This window comes from Microbacterium sp. NPDC077391 (assembly GCF_040686955.1).
GTDB lineage: Bacteria > Actinomycetota > Actinomycetes > Actinomycetales > Microbacteriaceae > Microbacterium > Microbacterium commune.
This window is the reverse complement of sequence record NZ_JBFBMI010000001.1, coordinates 688,807-707,804: the sequence shown is the minus strand read 5'-3', so window position 1 is coordinate 707,804 and position 18,998 is coordinate 688,807. Positions and strand designations below refer to the sequence as shown.

Here is an 18,998-nt window from a genome sequence, read left to right as displayed (position 1 = left end):
GCATGCCCGAGATGCCGGAGGTGCAGGGACTGGTCGACTTCCTCGCCGCGCGAGCGGTGGGACGCACGGTCACGCGCGTCAGCGTCGCGGCGATCGCCGCGCTGAAGACGTTCGACCCGCCGGTCACCGCCCTGCAGGATGCCCGGATCACCGCCGTCGCGCGGCACGGCAAGTTCATCGACCTGGCGCTCGGCGACGAGCTCCACCTCATCTTCCACCTCGCGAAGGCCGGGTGGCTGCGCTGGTACGACGAGCTGCCGACCACCCTCATCAAGCCGGGTCGCAGCCCGATCGCGATGCGCGTGGCGCTCGACGACGGCGGCGGATTCGATCTCACCGAGGCGGGTACGAAGAAGTCGCTGGCAGTCTACGTGGCGCGCGATCCGATGGACGTCCCCGGCATCGCCCGCCTCGGCCCCGATCCGCTCGATCCCGGCTTCACCCGGGATGCCTTCGCAGCGCTGCTCGCCGGGCGCCGCACCCAGATCAAGGGGCTGCTGCGCGACCAGGGGCTCATCGCAGGCATCGGGAACGCGTACAGCGACGAGATCCTGCACGCCGCGAAGATGTCGCCGTACGCTCCGGCGGCGAACCTCGACGATGCCGACATCGACCGGCTGTACGACGCCATGCAGCAGACTCTTTGCGAGGCGATCGACGAGGCGGCAGGCAAGCCACCAGCGGATCTGAAGGACGCCAAGCGCCGAGGCATGCAGGTGCACGCCCGGCGCGGAGAGGCGTGCCCGGTCTGCGGCGACACGGTCCGGAGCGTGTTCTTCGCCGACAGGTCGCTGGAGTACTGCCCCACCTGCCAGACGGGCGGCAAGGTGCTCGCCGACCGCCGGCTCTCCCGGCTGCTGAAATGACGGCGGCAAGACGGGGAATGAATCATCCGGGGGCACGTTGACTAGACTCAGAGCATCAACGTGCTCCGGGGTCGGTGTGAATCCGAACCGGCGGTGACAGTCCGCGAACGCCTGGCGACAGGCGCCGATCCGGTGGAAATCCGGAACCGACGGTGATGCGAGCATCCGCTCGCTAGTCCGGAAGAGAGGCAGCACGTGGCGTACGCGTGCGCTGCAGACCCCGGGAACCCAGAGAAGGATGACCGATGGCTGTGACCGAGGCTGAGCGCGACGCCATGCATCGCGCCCTCGCGCTCGCGGCGAACGGGCCGCGGGGACTGAACCCGCAGGTGGGCGCCGTCATCCTCTCCCCCGCAGGCACCGTGCTGGCCGAGGGCTGGCACCGCGGCGCGGGCACCCCGCACGCCGAGGTCGACGCGCTCTCGAAGCTCGCCCCGGGAGAGGCATCCGGTGCGACCGCCGTCGTCACGCTCGAGCCGTGCAACCACACCGGACGCACCGGCCCGTGCGCGCAGGCGCTGATCGATGCGGGCGTCAGCCGCGTCGTCTACGCCACGGGCGATCCGGGAGACGTCTCCAGCGGCGGCGCGGACCGACTGCGCGCAGCGGGTGTCGAGGTGGTCGCGGGTGAGCAGGCGGATGCCTCTCGCCGGCTCATCGCCGATTGGCTGACCGTGCAGCGGCTGGGTCGCCCGCACGTCACCGTGAAGTGGGCGCAGAGCCTGGACGGCAGGGCCGCGGCATCCGACGGCACCAGCCAGTGGATCACCGGCCCCGACGCCCGCGCCGACGTGCACCGTCGCCGAGCCAGGGCCGACGCGATCGTGGCGGGCACCGGAACAGTGCTCGCCGACGACCCCGCACTCACCGCCCGCGACGGTGACGCCCTGTACCCGCACCAGCCGGTTCCTGTGGTGATCGGCTCGCGCGCCACCCCCGCCGACGCCGCCGTGCACCGGCACCCGAACGCCCCGCTGTTCTACGACACGAGAGACCTGTCGGCCGTGCTCGCCGATCTGCGCGACCGCGGTGTGCAGCGCGTCTTCGTCGAGGGCGGACCGACGCTGGCGAGCGCGTTCATCGCCGCCGGCGTCGCCGACACCGTGCTGGCCTACATCGCGCCGATGCTGCTCGGCGGCGAACGGCTCGCACTCACCGACATCGGCGTCGCCTCGATCGGCGACGCCCTCCACCTGCAGGTGGAGCAGTGGCTGCCCCTCGGCGCCGACCTGCTCGCCATCGCACACCCCGCCACGGCCCCCGTCGCGGGAGAGGACGCCCTGGTCGCCACCGCACATCCCGCCACGGCCCCCGTCGCGGGACAGGAAGGAAGCTGATGTTCACCGGAATCATCGAGGAGATCGGCGAGATCGCCGCGATCTCGGCATCGGGCGACGGATGGCGGCTCACCGTGCACGCGCCGAAGGCCGCGGCCGATGCCGTGCACGGCGAGTCCATCGCCGTCAGCGGTGTGTGCCTCACCGTCGTCGGCTCGACCGAGACGACCTTCGACGCCGACGTCATGAAGCAGACCCTCGACGTGTCGGCTCTGGGCGCCGTGCAGGTCGGCACCCGGGTGAACATCGAGAAGGCGATGCCGGTCGGCGCGCGCCTGGGCGGCCACATCGTGCAGGGCCACGTCGACGGCGTCGGCACCGTGCTCGAGGTCAGGCCCGGTGCCCAGTGGCGCGTGCTGCGCATCAGCCTGCCCGCAGAGCTCGCCGCGCTCGTGGTCGACAAGGGATCGATCAGTGTCGCTGGCACCTCGCTCACGGTGAGTGCCGTGAGCGCGCCGGTCGCAGTCGTGCAGGACGAGCACTGGTTCGAGGTCTCGCTGATCCCCGAGACGCTCGACGCCACCATCCTCGGCACGCTCGAGCCCGGCGACATCGTCAACCTCGAGACCGACATCCTCGCCCGTCATGTCGAGCGCCTGCTCGCGTTCCGCTCCGCCCCGGAAGGAGGCTCGCGATGAGCCTTTCCCCTCTCTCCGACGCCCTCGACGCGCTGCGCGCCGGCAAGCCGATCATCGTCGCCGACGACGAGAACCGCGAGAACGAGGGTGACATCATCATCTCCGCCGAACTCGCGACGGCCGAGACGATGGCCTGGATGGTGCGCTGGACGTCTGGCCTCATCTGCGCCCCGCTGCCGGCCGACCTCGCCGACCAGCTGAACCTGCCCCCCATGGTCGAGACGAACGAAGACGCCCGCACGACGGCGTACACGGTGAGTGTCGACGCGGCCGAGGGCGTCACGACGGGCATCAGCGCGCACGACCGGGCGCTGACCCTGAACGTGCTGGCGAACCCGGCGTCGACCCCGACCAGCCTGATCCGTCCTGGCCACATCCTGCCGCTGCGCGCCGTCGACGGCGGCGTGCGCGAACGCGGCGGTCACACCGAGGCGGCGGTCGAGCTGATGCGGCTCGCGGGCCTGCAGCCGGTCGGAGCGATCGCCGAGGTGGTGGCCGACGACGGCAGCATGATGCGCCTGCCGGCGCTGCTCGAGCTCGGCGCGCGTGAGGGGGTGCCGGTGATCACCATCGAGCAGCTCATCGCTCATCTGAACGAGGTCGACCCGCGCGACGAGGCCGACTGCCTCGCGCGCAGATCCGGCCGCCGGGTCAGCCTGCGCGCCGACGCCAACGTGCCGACAGACCACGGCACCTTCCGCTTCCTCGCGTACAAGGACCGCATCAGCGGCACCGACCACATCGCGGTCGTCTCGGGCACGCCCGGCGAGACGGCGCTGGTGCGCGTGCACTCCGAGTGCCTCACCGGCGAGGCGTTCGCGTCTCAGAAGTGCGAGTGCGGCCCGCAGCTACAGGCGGCTCTCGACCGCATCGACGAGGAGGGCGGCGTGGTCATCTACATGCGCGGCCACGAGGGGCGCGGCATCGGGCTGATCAACAAGCTGCGCGCATACGCGCTGCAGGAGGAGGGCCTCGACACGGTCGATGCCAACCTCGCCCTCGGTCTGCCCGCCGACGCGCGCGAATACGCCGCGGCCGCCGGCATCCTCACCGATCTCGGCATCTCGAAGGTGCGCCTGCTCACCAACAACACCGACAAGGTCGAGAAGCTGCAGGCCCTCGGGCTCGACGTGATCGAGCAGGTGCCGCTGATCGTCGGCGTCGGCCCCAACAACCACCAGTACCTCGAGACCAAGCGCGATCGCATGGGTCACATCATCGGCGCGGACGAGCTCGCCCACGCCCTCGGAAAGGACGACGCATGAGCGGCGCAGGAGCCCCCACCCCGAACACCCCGGTCGACGGCAGCGGTCTGCGCGTCGTCGTGATCGCGGGAACCTGGCACGAGACGATCTCGAACGGCCTCATCGCCGGCGCGCAGCGCGTGCTCGACGAGGCGGGTGCCGCGCATACGCTGGTGCGCGTGCCCGGGTCGTTCGAGCTGGCCGTCGCCGCTCAGGCGGCTTTCGCCGGCGGGGCGGATGCCGTGGTCGCGCTCGGCGTGATCATCCGCGGTGGCACGCCGCACTTCGAGTACGTGTCCTCGGCCACCACCGACGGGCTCAGCAGGGTCGCCCTGGATGCCGGCAAGCCGGTCGGCTTCGGCGTGCTCACCCTCGACGACGAGCAGCAGGGCCTCGACCGTGCCGGCCTTTCTGGCTCGAAGGAGGACAAGGGCGCCGAGGCCGCGGACGCGGCGCTGCGCACCGCCCTCGTCGTGCGCGCGCTGCGCGGCTGAACGGCCGCTCCAGACCGGCTAGCCTGGGGTCATGGAGACCCTGCGCCACATCGTCCTGTTCGTTCACCTCGTCGGCTTCGCCGTGCTCTTCGGAGCGTGGGCCGTGCAGGCCTTCGGCGGCAAGCGCGAGATCGTCAAGCTGATGCACATCGGCGTCACGATCGCCGCCGTCGCCGGCCTGGCTCTCGCCGCGCCGTGGGGCCTGCCCGAGGGAGCGGAGATGAACTACGCCAAGATCGGCACCAAGCTCGTCATCCTGCTGATCATCGGCGCCTTCCTCGGCATCGGCCAGGCCCGACAGCGCAAGAGCGGTCAGGTGCCGACGGCGCTGTTCTGGGGAATCGGTCTGCTCACCCTGGTGAACGCGGGCATCGCCGTCATCTGGTGAGCCTCCGGCCCGCCGGGCCAATAGACTCCTCGAGGTCCAGCCACCGGAGGAGCAGCATATGACGACGACCATCGCCCCGGCCAACCCGCGCTCGCGGGTCATCCTGGCCAGTCTCGTGGGCACGACGATCGAGTTCTACGACTTCTACGTCTACGCGACCGCGGCGGTGCTGGTCTTCCCCGTGCTGTTCTTCCCGACGGGCAACGACACCACGTCGCTGCTCGCCTCGTTCGGTGTGTTCGGTGCGGCGATGGTCGCGCGTCCGATCGGCGCGATGGTCTTCGGCCACTTCGGTGACAAGTTCGGTCGCAAGGCGACCCTGGTCGCCTCGCTGCTCACGATGGGCATCGCGACATTCCTCATCGGCCTGCTGCCCACGTTCCAGCAGATCAACTGGTGGGCCGCCCTGCTGCTGCTCATCCTCCGACTCGCGCAGGGCTTCGCGCTCGGCGGCGAGTGGTCGGGCGCCGCGCTGGTGGCCACCGAGAACGCTCCTGCCGGCAAGCGGGCCTGGTACGGGTCGTTCCCGCAGCTCGGCGCACCGCTGGGCTTCATCATCGCGAACGGCATCTTCCTCGCCATCAACGCGCTGCTCCCCCACGAGACCGACGCGACCCTGAAGTCCGAGGCGTTCCTCAGCTGGGGCTGGCGGGTGCCGTTCCTGTTCTCGGCGGTGATGGTCATCATCGGCCTGTGGGTGCGCCTCAGGCTCGTCGAGTCCGAGACGTTCACCCGGGCCGCCGACACCGGCCGCATCCGCAAGCTGCCGCTCGCGACGGTGTTCCGTCACCACTGGAAGCAGCTCATCCTCGGCACGTTCATCATGCTCGCGACCTACGTGCTGTTCTACCTGATGACGAACTTCACGCTCGCCTACGGCACGAAGGCCGGCTCGCTCGAGGTGGCGTCGGCCGCCGCGCAGCAGGCCGCCGACGCGGCCGGCAAGCCCTTCGACGCGTCAGCCTTCGCGGCGCAGTTCTACCCCGGACTCGGTTTCGGCTACACGCAGTTCGTGATCATGCAGATCGTGGGCGTGGTGTTCTTCGGCATCTTCACCCTGCTCTCGGGCCCCTGGGCCGACCGGTTCGGGCGACGCCGACTGCTGCTGTGGGTGACCGGCGCGATCATCGTCTTCGGCCTCACCTTCAACCTGTTCCTCATGCCTCAGGACGACCCGGCGCTGACGATGGCTGTCGTGCAGGGCTTCCTCATCCTCGGCTTCCTGCTGATGGGCGCCACCTTCGGCCCGATGGGCGCGCTGCTGCCCGAGCTGTTCCCCACGAACGTGCGGTACTCCGGCTCGGCGATCGCATACAACGTGTCGTCGATCCTCGGGGCGGCCGTCGCTCCGCTGATCGCCGTCGAGCTGTGGCGCATCGGCGACGGCTCGCCCTGGCTGGTGGGCGTGTACCTGTCTGCCATGGCCGTGCTGACGTTCATCGCCCTGTGGCTGTCGCCCGAGACGAAGGACCACGACTTCGAGGCCGACCTGGGCGTCGCCGCCCAGCGCTGAGCGCGGGTGGGTCAGAACCGCGCGGTCACCGCGCGGTTCCGACCGTCGAGCGTCATCTCACCCCCGTAGGGCAGGATCCACTGCGGGCGGGTGTGCCCGAAGGGCACACCGATGCAGACCACGGCATCCGGGTTGTACCGGTCGAGCGTCTCGAGCACGACATCGCGCTGAGCGGCACGCAGCGCCGATCTCTCGGTCGCGGTGGGCATCACCTCGAACGAGCTCACGGCGGGTCGCGCGAACAGCACCCCGGCGACGGCGGCCAGCAGTCCCCGCTCGCCGTAGGCGCGCAGCTGCTCGGCGACATGATGCGCCGGCGTGAGCCGCTCGCTGGTCTCGAGAATCAGAATCGTGCCGGCGAGCTCGTCGTTCGACGGCATCCGGTCGGCGAGCGCGAGCTGGTTCACCACCTCGAGGCAGCCGCCCCACGTGCGGCCTGTCACGCTCTTCCCGGGTCCGGCCCACGTCCACGGCTCGGTGGGTTCGCGGTCGCCGTACTCGGTCAGAGCCGCCGGGTCGTCCCAGTGGCGCCCGAAGTCCTCCGACTCCCCCGGCTCGGTGATCTCGATCTCACCGCTGTCGAGCAGCGCGGCGCGCAAGGAACGCAGATGCACCTCGTCGACCGCCGGCCCCGGCCCGAGGTGCACCTGCGTCGAGCCGCCGTAGAAGCCGGCGACGCCGCGCCGCCACAGCCAGTTCAGGATGTTGGTGTTGTCGCTGTACCCGAGGAAGGGCTTAGGGTCGGCGACGGCGAGCGCCGGGTCGAGGTGCGGCGTCACGAGGATCTGGTCGCTGCCGCCGATCGTCGCGATGATCGCCCGGATGCTCGGATCGGCGAGCGCCGAGTTCATGTCGGCGGCACGCGCTCGGGGACTCGCATCGAGCTGCCTCGTGGTCGAGTACTCGACGGGGACGAGTCCGGTCAGCTCCCGCAGACGTCGCATCGCCTGCTCGTGCACCTCGGGCCCGACCGCGGGCGCGGCGAAAGCGGGCGAGAGGACGGCGATGCGGTCGCCGGGGCGAGCCTTCGGAACATGCAGCATGCCTCCATCCTGCCCGCGGCGCGCGCGGGCAGCGAAACAGGCCGCGCATAAGGAGTTCGGTCGACAATAGAAGCACTCACCCACGACTCCTCACGAATGAGGTCCCATGTCTCGCACGGCGCCGTCACGCCGACGCGGGCGCGGCGCGCAGCCCGAAGGCCCGCGCGCGACGTTCCGCCAGCTGCTCCCCTTCCTGTTCGAGCACAAGAAGGTGCTCGTCGTCGTCGCGGTGCTCAGCATCGTCGGCGCGGCCGCATCGCTCGCCCAGCCGCTGCTCGTCGGACAGCTCATCGCGCGCGTGCAGCAGGGGCAGACGCTGGGGGCGCTGGTCTGGCTGCTGATCGGCTTCGTGATCGCGGCGTCCGTCATCTCGGGCTATCAGCACTACCTGCTGCAGCGCACCGGCACGGCGGTCGTGTACTCCAGCCGCCGCAAGCTCATCGCGCGCATCCTGCATCTGCCGATCAGCGAGTTCGACGCGCGCCGCACCGGCGACCTCGTCTCGCGCGTCGGCACCGACACGACGCTGCTCTACGCCGTGCTCACGCAGGGACTCGCGGATGCCGTCGGCGGCGCGATCCTGTTCGTCGGCGCGCTCATCGCGATGCTCATCATCGACCCGCTGCTGCTGCTGCTCATCGTCGTCGTGATCGGCGTGTCGGTGGTCGTGGTCGTGCTGCTCTCGGGGCGCATCCGCAGCGCGTCGGCCGCGCAGCAGGAGAAGGTCGGCGAACTGGCATCCGGAGTCGAGCGGGGCATCTCCTCGATCCGCACCGTGCGTGCGTCCGGCGCCACCGAGCGCGAGACGACGGCCGTGGAGGACCTCGCCGGTGAGGCGTACGGCCTCGGTGTGCGCATCGCGAAGATCTCGTCGATGGTCGTGCCCGTCGCCGGTGTGGCCCTGCAGCTCTCGCTGCTGGTGGTGCTCGGGGTGGGCGGGTTCCGCGTGGCGTCGGGCGCTCTCACGATCGCGTCTCTGGTCACCTTCATCATGTTCCTGTTCATGCTCGTGATGCCGCTGGGCCAGGCCTTCGGCGCGATCACCTCGGTGAACCAGGCGCTGGGCGCCCTCGGACGCATCCAGGAGGTGCTCGATCTGCCGACCGAGACGCAGGACGACGAACCGGACGCCGTGGCGGCAGCCGCGCCCGTGGTCGGCGCCCCCGCGATCGAGTTCCGCGACGTGCGCTTCCGCTACCCTGATGCCGTCATCGCCGCCCGGGAGGCGGCCGCCAAGGAGGCTCAGGTCCTGCTCGCCGACGCGCACCTCGAGCGCGCGTCCGACGGCATCCCGATCGACCGGGATGTGCTGAAGGGGGTCTCGTTCGCCGTGCCGCGCGGCGCGCGCGTGGCGCTGGTCGGGCCGAGCGGCGCCGGCAAGAGCACCATCCTCTCGCTCATCGAGCGCTTCTACGACCCGACCGGTGGGTCGATCCGCCTCGCCGGACACGACGTGCGCACGTACCCGCGTGAGCAGCTGCGCGCCCAGTTCGGCTACGTCGAGCAGGACGCGCCGACCCTCGCCGGCACGCTGGGCGAGAACCTGCGTCTCGCGGCACCGGATGCCTCGGACGCCGACTGCGAGCGCGTGCTGCGCTCGGTCAACCTCGGCGACGTGCTCGAGCGCAGCCCGCTGGGGCTGGATGCCCCGGTCGGCGAGGACGGCGTGATGCTCTCGGGCGGTGAGCGTCAGCGCCTCGCCATCGCGCGCGCTCTGCTGACCGAGGCACCGATCCTGCTGCTCGACGAATCGACCTCGTCGCTCGACGGCGTCAACGAGCAGCGCATGCGCGAGGCCATCGACGCGGCCGCCGCCGACCGCACACTGCTGGTGATCGCGCACCGGCTGTCGACCGTGGTCGACAGCGACCTGATCGTGGTGCTGCAGAACGGCGTGGTGGTCGGGCAGGGCACGCACGCCGAGCTCATCGAGTCCACGCCGCTGTACCGCGACCTCGCACGGCACCAGCTGCTGGTCTGACCGCCGCCGAACTCAGCCGCCGAGGACGTCGACCTGCACGCCGTCCTTACCCGCGCGCTTCGCACGGTACATCGCCGCATCCGCCGCCGCGACGACGTCCTCAGCGGAGGGAGGGACGCGGCCGACGTCCGCGCGCCAGTGCACCGCGCCCACGCTGGCCGACAGCGGCGAACCCGCCGCTGGACCGTCGAGCGGCTCGCGCACGACGCTGCGTACCCGCTCGGCGAACCGCGTCGTCTCGGCGTCGTCCATGCCGGACGCGGTGATGAGGAACTCGTCCCCGCCGAGCCTGGCGACCGTGTCGCCCACGCGGCACACGCGCCGCAAACGATCGGCGACGATGCGCAGCACCTCGTCGCCCACTCCGTGCCCGAGACGATCGTTGATGCCCTTGAAGCCGTCGAGGTCGAGGAAGAGCACCGCGCACGGGACGCCGTCATGCTCGGTGCGCTCGAGGATGCGCTGCAGCCTCTGCTCGAAGAGGATCCGGTTCGGCAGCCCGGTGAGGCTGTCGTGCAGAGCGTGATGCTGCAGCTGGTCGCGCAGCCGCAGGTGATCGACCACCCGTTCGGCCTGAGCCGCCAGCGCACGCAGCGATTCGAGCTCGTCCGCCTCGAGGGAGCGTGCCCGCCGGAACCAGCAGTGGATCTCGCCGAGCACGACCGTTCGCTCGCCCATCGTGCGGACGATCGGCGTCGTCACCAGCGCCTCGATGCCGGACGCCTGCAGCGCAGCCGCGTCCTGCGGGGCCGCCAGCGCGATCTGCTCGATGTCGCGGCACACGAGCTGCTGCGCAGAAGCCGCAGGCCGCGCGTCGAGCAGCACTCCCGGTGGGTGATCGCCCCATCGACGCACCTCGGCGCCCGCCGGGCCTGAGGTGTGCACGAGGCGAACCGCCGTCCACGCTGCGGACATCGCCCGGCTCGCCGCACTCACGAGGGTCTCGCCCAGGTCGTCCATTCCGTTCGCGACGGCGAGCGCGCTCGTGGCATCCTGCAGCAGCACCAGCCTGCGATGCGCGAGCTCGGTCTCGCGCCGTGCCGCGACGAGCTCCTTCTCGAACGCGGCGCGCGCCGTCGTCTCGACGGCCGCGACGTAGGCGACGGACCTGCCGTCGACGTGCCGCAGCTCGGCGTTCACGAGCGCCGCCCGACGCTCGCCCGCGCCGTCGCGGATCTCGAGCATGACCTCGCGCAGCCGCCCCCGCTCCAGGAGACGCGGAATCACCTGGGTCTCGTACAGCATGCGCGATGCGGCGGTCAGCCACTCCACGATGTTGCGTCCGCGCAGGCCGTCGCCGCCTTCCGGGCCGCCCTCGCCCAGCCACACCTGCATCCCGGCGTTGTGGGCCAGGATGGTGCCGTCCACGCCCAGTGTGAACACGGCGACCGGCGTGTGCTCGAGCAGGTCCAGCGATTCCGCCGTGGCGTTGCTCACAGCGCGTGTCTGATCTCGTCCGCCACGAGCTCGTGATCGGTCAGATGCACGAAGTGTCCGGCGGAGTCCAGCTGTACCAGATCGCACGACGGGATGCGCGCCTGCACGTACGCGCCGATGTGCGGCGGGCAGATGATGTCGCCGACCGACTGCAGCACGGTCGTCGGCACGGGGACGTCGCCCAGCCGGTGACGCACATCGCTGAAGAAGACGACGCGGGCGAAGTGGGTCGCGACCTCGTGGGCGGTGGTGGCGAACAGATCCCGCACCCGGTCTGTCACCTGGGGCAGGTCTTCGCGCGCGGTGACGGCGGGCGCCAGCGACGCCGCCCACCCGGGCTGGTTCGCCTCGATGGCGGCGAGCAGATCGAGCACATCCTGACGGTCGAAGCCCCCGATGTAGTCGCCGTCGTTCACGTAGCGCGGCGAGGGGCAGAGCATGATCAGCTGCGAGAACAGGTCGGGCCGGCGGATGGACGCGAGCGCGCCGATCATGCCGCTGACGGAATGCCCGACGAACACCACGTCACGGGCATCCACCGCCTCGATCACCTCGATGAGGTCGTCGGCATACCCGTCGAGCGAGTCGTATCGCCGCTGGTCGTAGGCCGAGAGGTCGGATCGCCCCGATCCCACGTAGTCGAACAGCACGACACGGTGGTCGTCGACGAAACGGTCGGCAGCCGCTCGCCAGGTGGTCTGATCGGTGCCGTACCCGTGCCCGAACACCATGACCGGACCGGCCTCCCTGCCGAGGATCGTCACGGCGTTGCGCCGGAGGACGTCGTCGTGCGCGCGATCCGCGGCGGGTGCGTGCTCTGCAGTGCGGGCGCTGGCTTGCGTCACGTGGCCTCCTCGGAGCTCACGCCCGAGACTACCGAAGAAGTCGAGCGACCCGTCACCGAGCGGCGTCGAGCCGGTACCGCAGCGCCTCCAGTTCGCTGCGCAGGGCCGCCGGCAGCGCGTCGCCGAACATGGCGTAGAACTCCTCGGTGGAGTCCGCCTCCGCGAGCCACGCGTCGATGTCGACGTCGAAGAGCTCGTCGAGGTCGGCCTCGGCGATCTCCAATCCGTCGAGGTTGAGATCCTCACGTCGCGGCAGGCGACCGATCGGGCTGTCGACGGCCACGACCTCACCGGAGATGCGACGGATGATCCAGTCGATCACGCGCGAGTTGTCGCCGAAGCCCGGCCACAGGAAGCGGCCGTCATCACCGCGACGGAACCAGTTCACCTGGAAGATGCGCGGTGCACGATCGAAGCGCAGCGAACGGCCCACCTTGAGCCAGTGCGCGAAGTAGTCGCCCATGTTGTAGCCGCAGAACGGCAGCATCGCGAACGGGTCGCGGCGCAGCTCGCCGAGGGTGCCCTCGGCGGCGGCGGTGCGCTCCGACGAGATGGTCGAGCCGATGAAGACCCCGTGGCTCCAGTCGGTCGCCTCGACGACCAGCGGCACGTTGCTCGCGCGGCGACCGCCGAAGAGGATCACGTCGAGGGGCACGCCCTCGGGGTTCTCCCAGTCGTCGGCGATCTGCGGGCACTGGGCCGCCGACACCGTGAAGCGCGAGTTCGGGTGCGCGGCCGGCTCGTCCGAGTCGGGAGTCCACGGCCTGCCCTGCCAGTCGGTGAGTCGTGCGGGCGGGGTGTCGGTGAGCCCCTCCCACCACACGTCTCCGTCGGGTCGCAGGGCGACGTTGGTGAAGATGGTGTTGCCCCAGAGCGTCTCGACCGCGGTGACGTTGGTGGACTCCCCCGTTCCGGGAGCGACGCCGAAGAACCCGGCTTCGGGGTTCATGGCGTACATCCGGCCGTCTTCGCCGGGTCGGATCCAGACGATGTCGTCTCCGAGCGTCTCGACCGACCATCCAGGGATGGTCGGACGCAGCATGGCGAGGTTGGTCTTGCCGCAGGCCGACGGGAAGGCTGCGGCGATGTGGTGCGCCCTGCCCTTCGGGTCGGTGACGCGGATGAGCAGCATGTGCTCGGCGAGCCAGCCATCGTCGCGCGCGATGACCGAGGCGATGCGCAGGGCGAAGCACTTCTTCGCGAGGATCGCGTTTCCGCCGTAGCCCGAGCCGTACGAGTAGACCTCGAGCGTCTCGGGGAAGTGCACGATGTACTTCTCGTCGTTGCACGGCCACGGCACGTCGGCCTGGCCAGGCTCGAGCGGGGCGCCTACCGAATGGACCGTCTTGACCCACGGGGCGCCCTCGGCGATTTGGCGGGTGACCGCGTCGCCGACGCGGGTCATGATGCCGATGGATGCCACCGCGTAGGCGCTGTCGGTGACCTGCACCCCGATGTGCGAGAGCGGACCGCCCACCGGGCCCATCGAGAACGGGACGACGTACATCGTACGACCGCGCATCGACCCCTGGAACAGCCCGTCGAGGGTCTCGCGCATGGCCGTGGGATCGGCCCAGTTGTTCGTGGGGCCGGCGTCGCGCTCGCGCTCCGAGGCGATGAACGTGCGCCCCTCGGTCCGCGCCACGTCGCTCGGGTGCGAGCGCGCCAGGTACGATCCGGGCCGCCATTCGGGGTTGAGCTTGATCAGCTTGCCCTCGCCGACGAGCCCGCGCAGCAGGGCATCGTTCTCGGCACGGGATCCGTCGACCCAGTGCACCCGCGCCGGCTGGGTGAGCGCGGCGATGCCGTCGACCCACGCGCGCAGCTCTGCCATCGCCGGGGTGTCGTACGCGGGCACGTCACCGGTGCCCCGCGCAGGTGCGACGGCGTCGATGCGGGTCGTGAACGTGTCGGCGAGTGCCATGGGAGCTCCTTCAAGCTGGTGCGGTATGCCCATCCTCCGGCAGGTTTTGCCGTGTTTGACGCCGACCGACGTTGAAAGAACGTTGCTTTTTTCGGATATGCTCAAGGAATGGCGACCAGCGGACTCGAACTCAGCACCCTCGGACATCGCATCCGACACCACCGCACGGCCCGGAATCTCACCCTCGACGACCTGGGCGCGAAGGTCGGCATCGCGGGGTCCCAGCTGAGCCTCATCGAGAACGGCAAGCGCGAGCCGAAGCTGTCCCTGCTGCAGGCCATCGCCGAGGCGTGCGGCACCGACGTCGCCGACCTCATCTCGGGAGAGCCGCCGAACCGTCGTGCGGCGCTCGAGATCGAGCTCGAACGCGCACAGTCCAGCCCGATCTTCCGCCAGCTGGGCATCGCCGGGGTGCGCGTGACGAAGACGATGACCGACGAGACCATCGAGGCGATCCTGGGCCTGCATCGCGAGCTGCACCGCCGGGAGACCGAGGCGATCGCCACGCCGGAGGAGGCGCGTCGCGCGAACACGGAGATGCGTCTCACGATGCGCGCGCGCGACAACTACCTTCCCGACATCGAGGCGCTCGCCGAGAAGCACCTCAAGGCGGCCGGTCACGTGTCCGGAGCGCTCACGCACCGCACTGTGACCCTGATGGCGGCGAAGCTCGGCTTCGAGCTCATCTACGCCGACGACCTTCCCCACTCCACTCGCTCGATCACCGACCTCGAGAACGGTCGGATCTACCTGCCGCCGGCGTCGATCCCCGGCGGGCACGGCCTGCGCTCGATGGCGCTGCAGGCGATGGCGCACCGCATCCTGGGGCACACTCCCCCGACCGACTACGCCGACTTCCTGCAGCAGCGACTGGAGATCAACTACTTCGCCGCGTGCTGCCTGATCCCCGAGACCGCAGGCGTCGCATTCCTGCAGCAGGCGAAGAAGGATCGCAACCTCGCGGTCGAGGACTTCCGTGACGCGTTCGGCGTCACGCACGAGGCGGCCGGGATGCGCATGACCAACCTGATGACCCACCATCTCGACATGCGCCTGCACTTCCTGCGGGTGGACGAGAACGGCGCGATCACCCGGGTCTACGAGAACGACGACCTGCCGCTGCCGATGGACGTGACCGGCGCCGTGGAGGGACAGCCGGCCTGCCGCCGGTTCGGCGCGCGCGCGGCGTTCGAGCAGCGCAACCGCACCACCGAGCACTACCAGTACACCGACACCCCGGCCGGCACGTTCTGGTGCGCCACCCAGACCGGCTCGTCGACCGACGGCGGGTTCTCGGTCACCGTCGGCGTGCCGTTCGACGACGCGCGCTGGTGGCGCGGGCGCGAGACACAGCACCGAGCGAAGTCGACCTGCCCCGACGAGTCGTGCTGCCGCCGGGCGGCGCCGACCGTCTCGCAGCGCTGGGAGGGTCGCGCGTGGCCGAGCGCCCGTGTGCACACGCACATGTTCCGCCCGCTGCCGCGCGGCGCATTCCCCGGCGTCGACGACAGCGAGGTGTACTCGTTCCTCGACCGGCACGCCGGCGAGTGATGTGAGATCTGCTCGAGATCAGGCGTGCAGGGTCACCTCGCGACGTGCAGGCAGCACGACCGGATGCGTTCCCGCCATCACCTCGAGCACGCGCACGACCTGGCACGAGTACCCGTACTCGTTGTCGTACCAGACGTAGAGCACGACGTCGCGGTCATTCGCGATCGTCGCGAGTCCGTCGACGATGCCCGCCCGGTGCGAGCCGACGAAGTCGGTGGAGACGACCTCGGGGCTCTCGACGTAGTCGATCTGCTGACGCAGCTTCGAGTGCAGCGACGCACGACGCAGGTAGTCGTTGAGCTCGTCCTTCGTGGCCGGGTTCTCGAGGGTCAGGTGCAGCACCGCGAGCGACACGTCGGGGGTGGGCACGCGGATGGCAGAGCCGGTGAGCTTGCCGGCGAGCTGCGGCAGGGCGCGGGAGACGGCCTTGGCTGCGCCGGTCTCGGTGATGACCATGTTCAGCACCGCCGAGCGCCCGCGGCGGTCGCCCTTGTGGAAGTTGTCGATGAGGTTCTGGTCGTTGGTGAACGAGTGCACGGTCTCGACGTGGCCGCGCACGATGCCGTACGCCTCGTCGATCGCCGCCAGCACCGGCGTGATCGCATTGGTCGTGCAGGAGGCGGCGGACAGGATGCGGTCGCCGGCCTCGATGGTGGAGTCGTTGATGCCGTGCACGATGTTCTTCAGCTCGCCCTTTCCGGGGGCGGTGAGCAGCACACGGGCGGCGCCGGTCGCCTGCAGATGACGGCTGAGCCCCTCCTCGTCGCGCCAGCGGCCGGTGTTGTCGACGATGATCGCGTCGTGGATGCCGTACGCGGTGTAGTCGACGGTGGCGGGGTCGTCGGAGTAGATGACCTGGATGCGGTTGCCGTTGGCGACGATCTGCGAGTTCTCCTCGTCGACCGTGACCGTGCCGGCGAAGCGCCCGTGCACCGAGTCGCGCAGCAGAAGCGAGGCGCGCTTGACGATGTCGTTGTCGGAGCCACGACGCACCACGATCGCCCGCAGTCGCAGCCCGCTGCCGCCGCCGGTGTGCGCGATGATGATGCGGGCCAGCAGCCTGCCGATACGGCCGAACCCGTAGAGCACCACGTCGACCGGCTCGGAGAGCTCGGCGCCGAGGGCCGGCGCGAGCGTGCTGCGCAGGTACTCGTCGAGGTCTCCTCCGCTCTCGGCGTGCCCTTCGATCAGGCGCGCCACGTCCAGCGATGACGCGCCGGGGGCGAGCTCGCGCAGCGCCTCGAGCACGGCGAGCGTGTCGGTGAGGGCGATCTCGCGGTGACCGAGCTGAGCGACGCGCTGGTGCACCTCGAGGATGCCCGTCGTCGACAGTCCGAGCAGACGATGCCCGTGCAGCGAGGTCACGACGTCGCGCTCCCTGTTGAGTCCGCCGATGAGCGGGATCATCCGCTCTGCCAGCTCTTCCTTGACCTTCCAGTCGTCGCGGTGTGTCACGACATCGTCCATGTGCGTCCTTGCGTGATGCTCGAGCGCCACCGGGGTCGGGCGCTGCGGTGAGTGAGGGGGCGGTTCCGCCTCGACCAGGCTAGAGCGCGGCATGCGATGCGAGAGGACGATTCCGGTGTGCAGAATCCGACAGACTGTCTCTGAGCCATGAAACCGGATTCTTAACACGTGCGGCGGCATAGGCTCGGATCCATGACCGAGCTGCATGATCTGACCGCGATCGAGCAGCTCGCCGGGCTGCGAGCCGGGACGTTCTCGCCGTCGGATCTCGTCGCCCACTACCTGGCGCGCATCGCGCGATGCGACCCGCAGGTCGGCGCGTTCGTCGAGGTCACCGACGAGGCTGCCCGCGCCCGCGCCGCCGCGCTGACGGATGCCGAGCCGGCCGGCGCCCTGTGGGGGCTGCCTTTCGCCGACAAGGACCTCGTGGCGCGAGCCGGCGTGCCCACGCGGTTCGGCTCTCGGCTGCACCGCGATCACGTTCCGACCGAGACCGCGGATCAGGCCGCTGTGCTCGACGAGGCCGGCGGCATCAGCCTCGGCAAGACCAGCACGCCCGAGTTCGGGTTGACCGGGTACACCGAGACGCAGATCGGTCCGCCCACCCGCGATCCGTGGAACCCGGCGAACGGCGCGGGCGGGTCCAGCGGCGGAGCCGCGGCCGCGGTCGCCGCTGGCCTGCTCCCGCTCGCCCCGGGCTCCGACGGCGGCGGCTCGATCCGCATTCCGGCGGCCACGGTCGGCGTCGTCGGGATCAAGCCCTCCCGCGGGCGCGTGCCGTTCGCGTCCGGCCTCGACAGTCCCGGAGGTCTTCCGGTCGCCGGTCCCATCGCCCGTTCGGTGGCGGACGCCGCGCTGCTGCTCGACGTGCAGTGCGCCGGACGGCCCCATCGGTTCGCGACGCGCGCCCCGGCGTCCGGGCCGTTCCTCTCCGCCGCGACGACGCCGTCACCTCCCGCCCGGATCGGGGTGACCACGATCTCCCCGTGGGACGACGCCGACGACATCCGCCTCGATGCCGACGCCGCTCGCGCTGTCGACATCGCCGCGACGCTGCTCTCGGATGCCGGACACGGCGTCGACGGATTCCGGTGGCGACCCCGCGGCTACGCGGAGATGTTCACCACCCTCTGGCGCACCAGCGCCGCTCGGATGGCGCTCACCGACGCCGAGCTGGAGCTCGTCGAGCCGATCACGGCCTGGCTGGTGCGCGAGGGCCGACGTCTGACCGGATCAGAGGTGCTGCAGGCGCTGGCTGCGGCATCCGTCTTCGAGCAGGAGACGATCGCGGCGTTCGATCCGTTCGACGCCGTGCTCACCCCCGCACTGGCGCTGCCGCCGCAGCGGGTCGGCTGGTTCGATCGCGATGACCCGGTGCGCGGATTCTCGCAGCAGGTCCGTTACGCGCCGTACAGCAGCTTCGTCAACGTGGCGGGTCTTCCCGCGATCGTCGTCCCGGTCATCACGGACGCGTCGGGGCACCCGGTCAGCGTGCAGCTGATCGGCCGGCCCGGCGGTGAGGCGACGATCGTCTCGCTCGCAGCGGCACTGGAGCATCGGGCAGGTCCCATGCCGAAACCCGCGATCTGGAGCCGATGACTCGGCCTACGCTGGGCACATGACCACGACCCTGCACGCCCGCGCCGTCCTGCTCGACATGGACGGCACTCTCGTCGACTCGACAGCGGTCGTCGAGCGGCTGTGGCTGGAGTGGGCCCAGCCGCACGGACTGGATCCGTCGGTCGTGCTGCAGACCGTGCACGGCAGGCAGGGTCACCAGAGCATGGCGATCATGCTCCCCGAGCGGGATCACGCCATCAACCTGGTCGAGAATCAGGAGATGCTCGCCCGCGAGAGCGGCGATGTCGACGGCGTGGTCGAGATCGCCGGTGCCGCGGCGTTCCTCGCCGCATTGAGCGGGCTGCCGCACGCGATCGTCACCTCGGCGAACGTGCCGCTGATGACGGCCAGGATGCAGGCCGCCGGGCTCACCGTGCCCGCGCTCGCGATCACCGCCGAGAGCGTGACCGATTCGAAGCCGCACCCCGAGGGGTTCCTGGCCGCGGCCGCGCAGCTGGGGGTCGACCCGGCCGACTGCGTCGTCTTCGAGGACTCCGAGGCCGGGGTGCAGGCGGGCCTCGCCGCAGGCATGCGGGTGATCGGCGTCGGCTCACACGCCGCGGCTCACGGCGCGCACCACTCCGTGGCCGATCTCACCCAGGTCGCGGTGGTCGACACAGCGCAGGGCTTCGTCCTGACGATCGACTGAC

Annotated in this window: 16 protein-coding genes; 11 read left to right on the top strand and 5 right to left on the bottom strand. The window is 70.4% G+C overall.

The window, feature by feature from the left end; genetic code table 11:
• The first annotated feature begins 2 nt into the window (after window positions 1–2).
• The 7 genes from AB0O65_RS03195 (at window position 3) to AB0O65_RS03165 (ending at window position 6,480) form a co-directional block, all read left to right on the top strand.
• Window positions 3–866, top strand: a complete 864-nt coding sequence (locus tag AB0O65_RS03195) for a DNA-formamidopyrimidine glycosylase family protein (protein WP_363383021.1) — start codon at window positions 3–5, stop codon at window positions 864–866.
• A gap of 245 nt (window positions 867–1,111) precedes the next feature.
• Window positions 1,112–2,203 carry a bifunctional diaminohydroxyphosphoribosylaminopyrimidine deaminase/5-amino-6-(5-phosphoribosylamino)uracil reductase RibD gene (gene ribD, locus AB0O65_RS03190; RefSeq protein ID WP_071644536.1) on the top strand — a complete coding sequence of 364 codons (1,092 nt, stop codon included), beginning with the start codon at window positions 1,112–1,114 and terminating at the stop codon, window positions 2,201–2,203.
• A complete protein-coding gene (locus AB0O65_RS03185; RefSeq protein WP_363383019.1) occupies window positions 2,203–2,841 on the top strand; it encodes a riboflavin synthase in 639 nt (212 codons plus the stop codon). The genes ribD and AB0O65_RS03185 overlap by 1 nt, the downstream gene beginning before the upstream one ends.
• Complete coding sequence (locus AB0O65_RS03180; RefSeq protein WP_071644538.1) at window positions 2,838–4,106, top strand: bifunctional 3,4-dihydroxy-2-butanone-4-phosphate synthase/GTP cyclohydrolase II; 1,269 nt, start codon at window positions 2,838–2,840, stop codon at window positions 4,104–4,106. The genes AB0O65_RS03185 and AB0O65_RS03180 overlap by 4 nt, the downstream gene beginning before the upstream one ends.
• Window positions 4,103–4,579 (top strand): 6,7-dimethyl-8-ribityllumazine synthase, encoded by a 477-nt coding sequence (gene ribH / locus AB0O65_RS03175; protein WP_363383016.1) that lies wholly within the window; start codon window positions 4,103–4,105, stop codon window positions 4,577–4,579. The genes AB0O65_RS03180 and ribH overlap by 4 nt, the downstream gene beginning before the upstream one ends.
• 31 nt (window positions 4,580–4,610) lie before the next feature.
• Window positions 4,611–4,967 carry a Fe-S protein gene (locus AB0O65_RS03170; protein WP_363383015.1) on the top strand — a complete coding sequence of 119 codons (357 nt, stop codon included), beginning with the start codon at window positions 4,611–4,613 and terminating at the stop codon, window positions 4,965–4,967.
• A 58-nt stretch (window positions 4,968–5,025) separates the two neighbouring features.
• Entirely contained in the window at window positions 5,026–6,480 is a 1,455-nt protein-coding gene (locus AB0O65_RS03165) for an MFS transporter (protein WP_363383013.1), read from the top strand.
• A gap of 11 nt (window positions 6,481–6,491) precedes the next feature.
• Here AB0O65_RS03165 and AB0O65_RS03160 read toward each other — a convergent pair whose 3' ends face one another.
• Window positions 6,492–7,523 (bottom strand): S66 peptidase family protein, encoded by a 1,032-nt coding sequence (locus AB0O65_RS03160; RefSeq protein WP_363383011.1) that lies wholly within the window; start codon window positions 7,521–7,523, stop codon window positions 6,492–6,494.
• Between the two features lie 106 nt (window positions 7,524–7,629).
• On the opposite strand from AB0O65_RS03160, the gene AB0O65_RS03155 reads away from it, so the two are divergent.
• Window positions 7,630–9,504: an ABC transporter ATP-binding protein gene (locus tag AB0O65_RS03155; RefSeq protein ID WP_363383008.1), complete on the top strand. Its 1,875-nt coding sequence runs from the start codon at window positions 7,630–7,632 to the stop codon at window positions 9,502–9,504.
• A 12-nt stretch (window positions 9,505–9,516) separates the two neighbouring features.
• On the opposite strand, the gene AB0O65_RS03150 is transcribed toward AB0O65_RS03155, so the two are convergent.
• From AB0O65_RS03150 to AB0O65_RS03140, 3 genes are read right to left on the bottom strand one after another with little or no spacing between them, the layout of a single operon-like run.
• Window positions 9,517–10,941, bottom strand: coding sequence for a diguanylate cyclase (locus AB0O65_RS03150; RefSeq protein ID WP_363383007.1), 1,425 nt, complete (start codon window positions 10,939–10,941; stop codon window positions 9,517–9,519).
• On the bottom strand, window positions 10,938–11,786 hold the full coding sequence (locus AB0O65_RS03145; RefSeq protein WP_363383006.1) for an alpha/beta hydrolase: 849 nt from the start codon (window positions 11,784–11,786) through the stop codon (window positions 10,938–10,940). Before AB0O65_RS03145 ends, AB0O65_RS03150 begins: the two co-directional genes overlap by 4 nt.
• Before the next feature lie 52 nt (window positions 11,787–11,838).
• The gene (locus tag AB0O65_RS03140; RefSeq protein WP_363383004.1) at window positions 11,839–13,710 is read right to left on the bottom strand and encodes a phosphoenolpyruvate carboxykinase (GTP); all 1,872 of its coding nucleotides are present in this window, start codon (window positions 13,708–13,710) and stop codon (window positions 11,839–11,841) included.
• 108 nt (window positions 13,711–13,818) lie between these two features.
• On the opposite strand from AB0O65_RS03140, the gene AB0O65_RS03135 reads away from it, so the two are divergent.
• Window positions 13,819–15,261, top strand: coding sequence for a helix-turn-helix domain-containing protein (locus AB0O65_RS03135; RefSeq protein ID WP_363383002.1), 1,443 nt, complete (start codon window positions 13,819–13,821; stop codon window positions 15,259–15,261).
• Between the two features lie 18 nt (window positions 15,262–15,279).
• On the opposite strand, the gene AB0O65_RS03130 is transcribed toward AB0O65_RS03135, so the two are convergent.
• On the bottom strand, window positions 15,280–16,728 hold the full coding sequence (locus AB0O65_RS03130; RefSeq protein ID WP_363382999.1) for a glyceraldehyde-3-phosphate dehydrogenase: 1,449 nt from the start codon (window positions 16,726–16,728) through the stop codon (window positions 15,280–15,282).
• A 192-nt stretch (window positions 16,729–16,920) separates the two neighbouring features.
• Between AB0O65_RS03130 and AB0O65_RS03125 the strand changes: the two genes are divergently transcribed.
• Window positions 16,921–18,327, top strand: coding sequence for an amidase (locus AB0O65_RS03125; protein WP_363382997.1), 1,407 nt, complete (start codon window positions 16,921–16,923; stop codon window positions 18,325–18,327).
• Between the two features lie 19 nt (window positions 18,328–18,346).
• Window positions 18,347–18,997 (top strand): HAD-IA family hydrolase, encoded by a 651-nt coding sequence (locus AB0O65_RS03120; RefSeq protein ID WP_313477569.1) that lies wholly within the window; start codon window positions 18,347–18,349, stop codon window positions 18,995–18,997.
• The last annotated feature ends 1 nt before the right edge of the window (window position 18,998 follow it).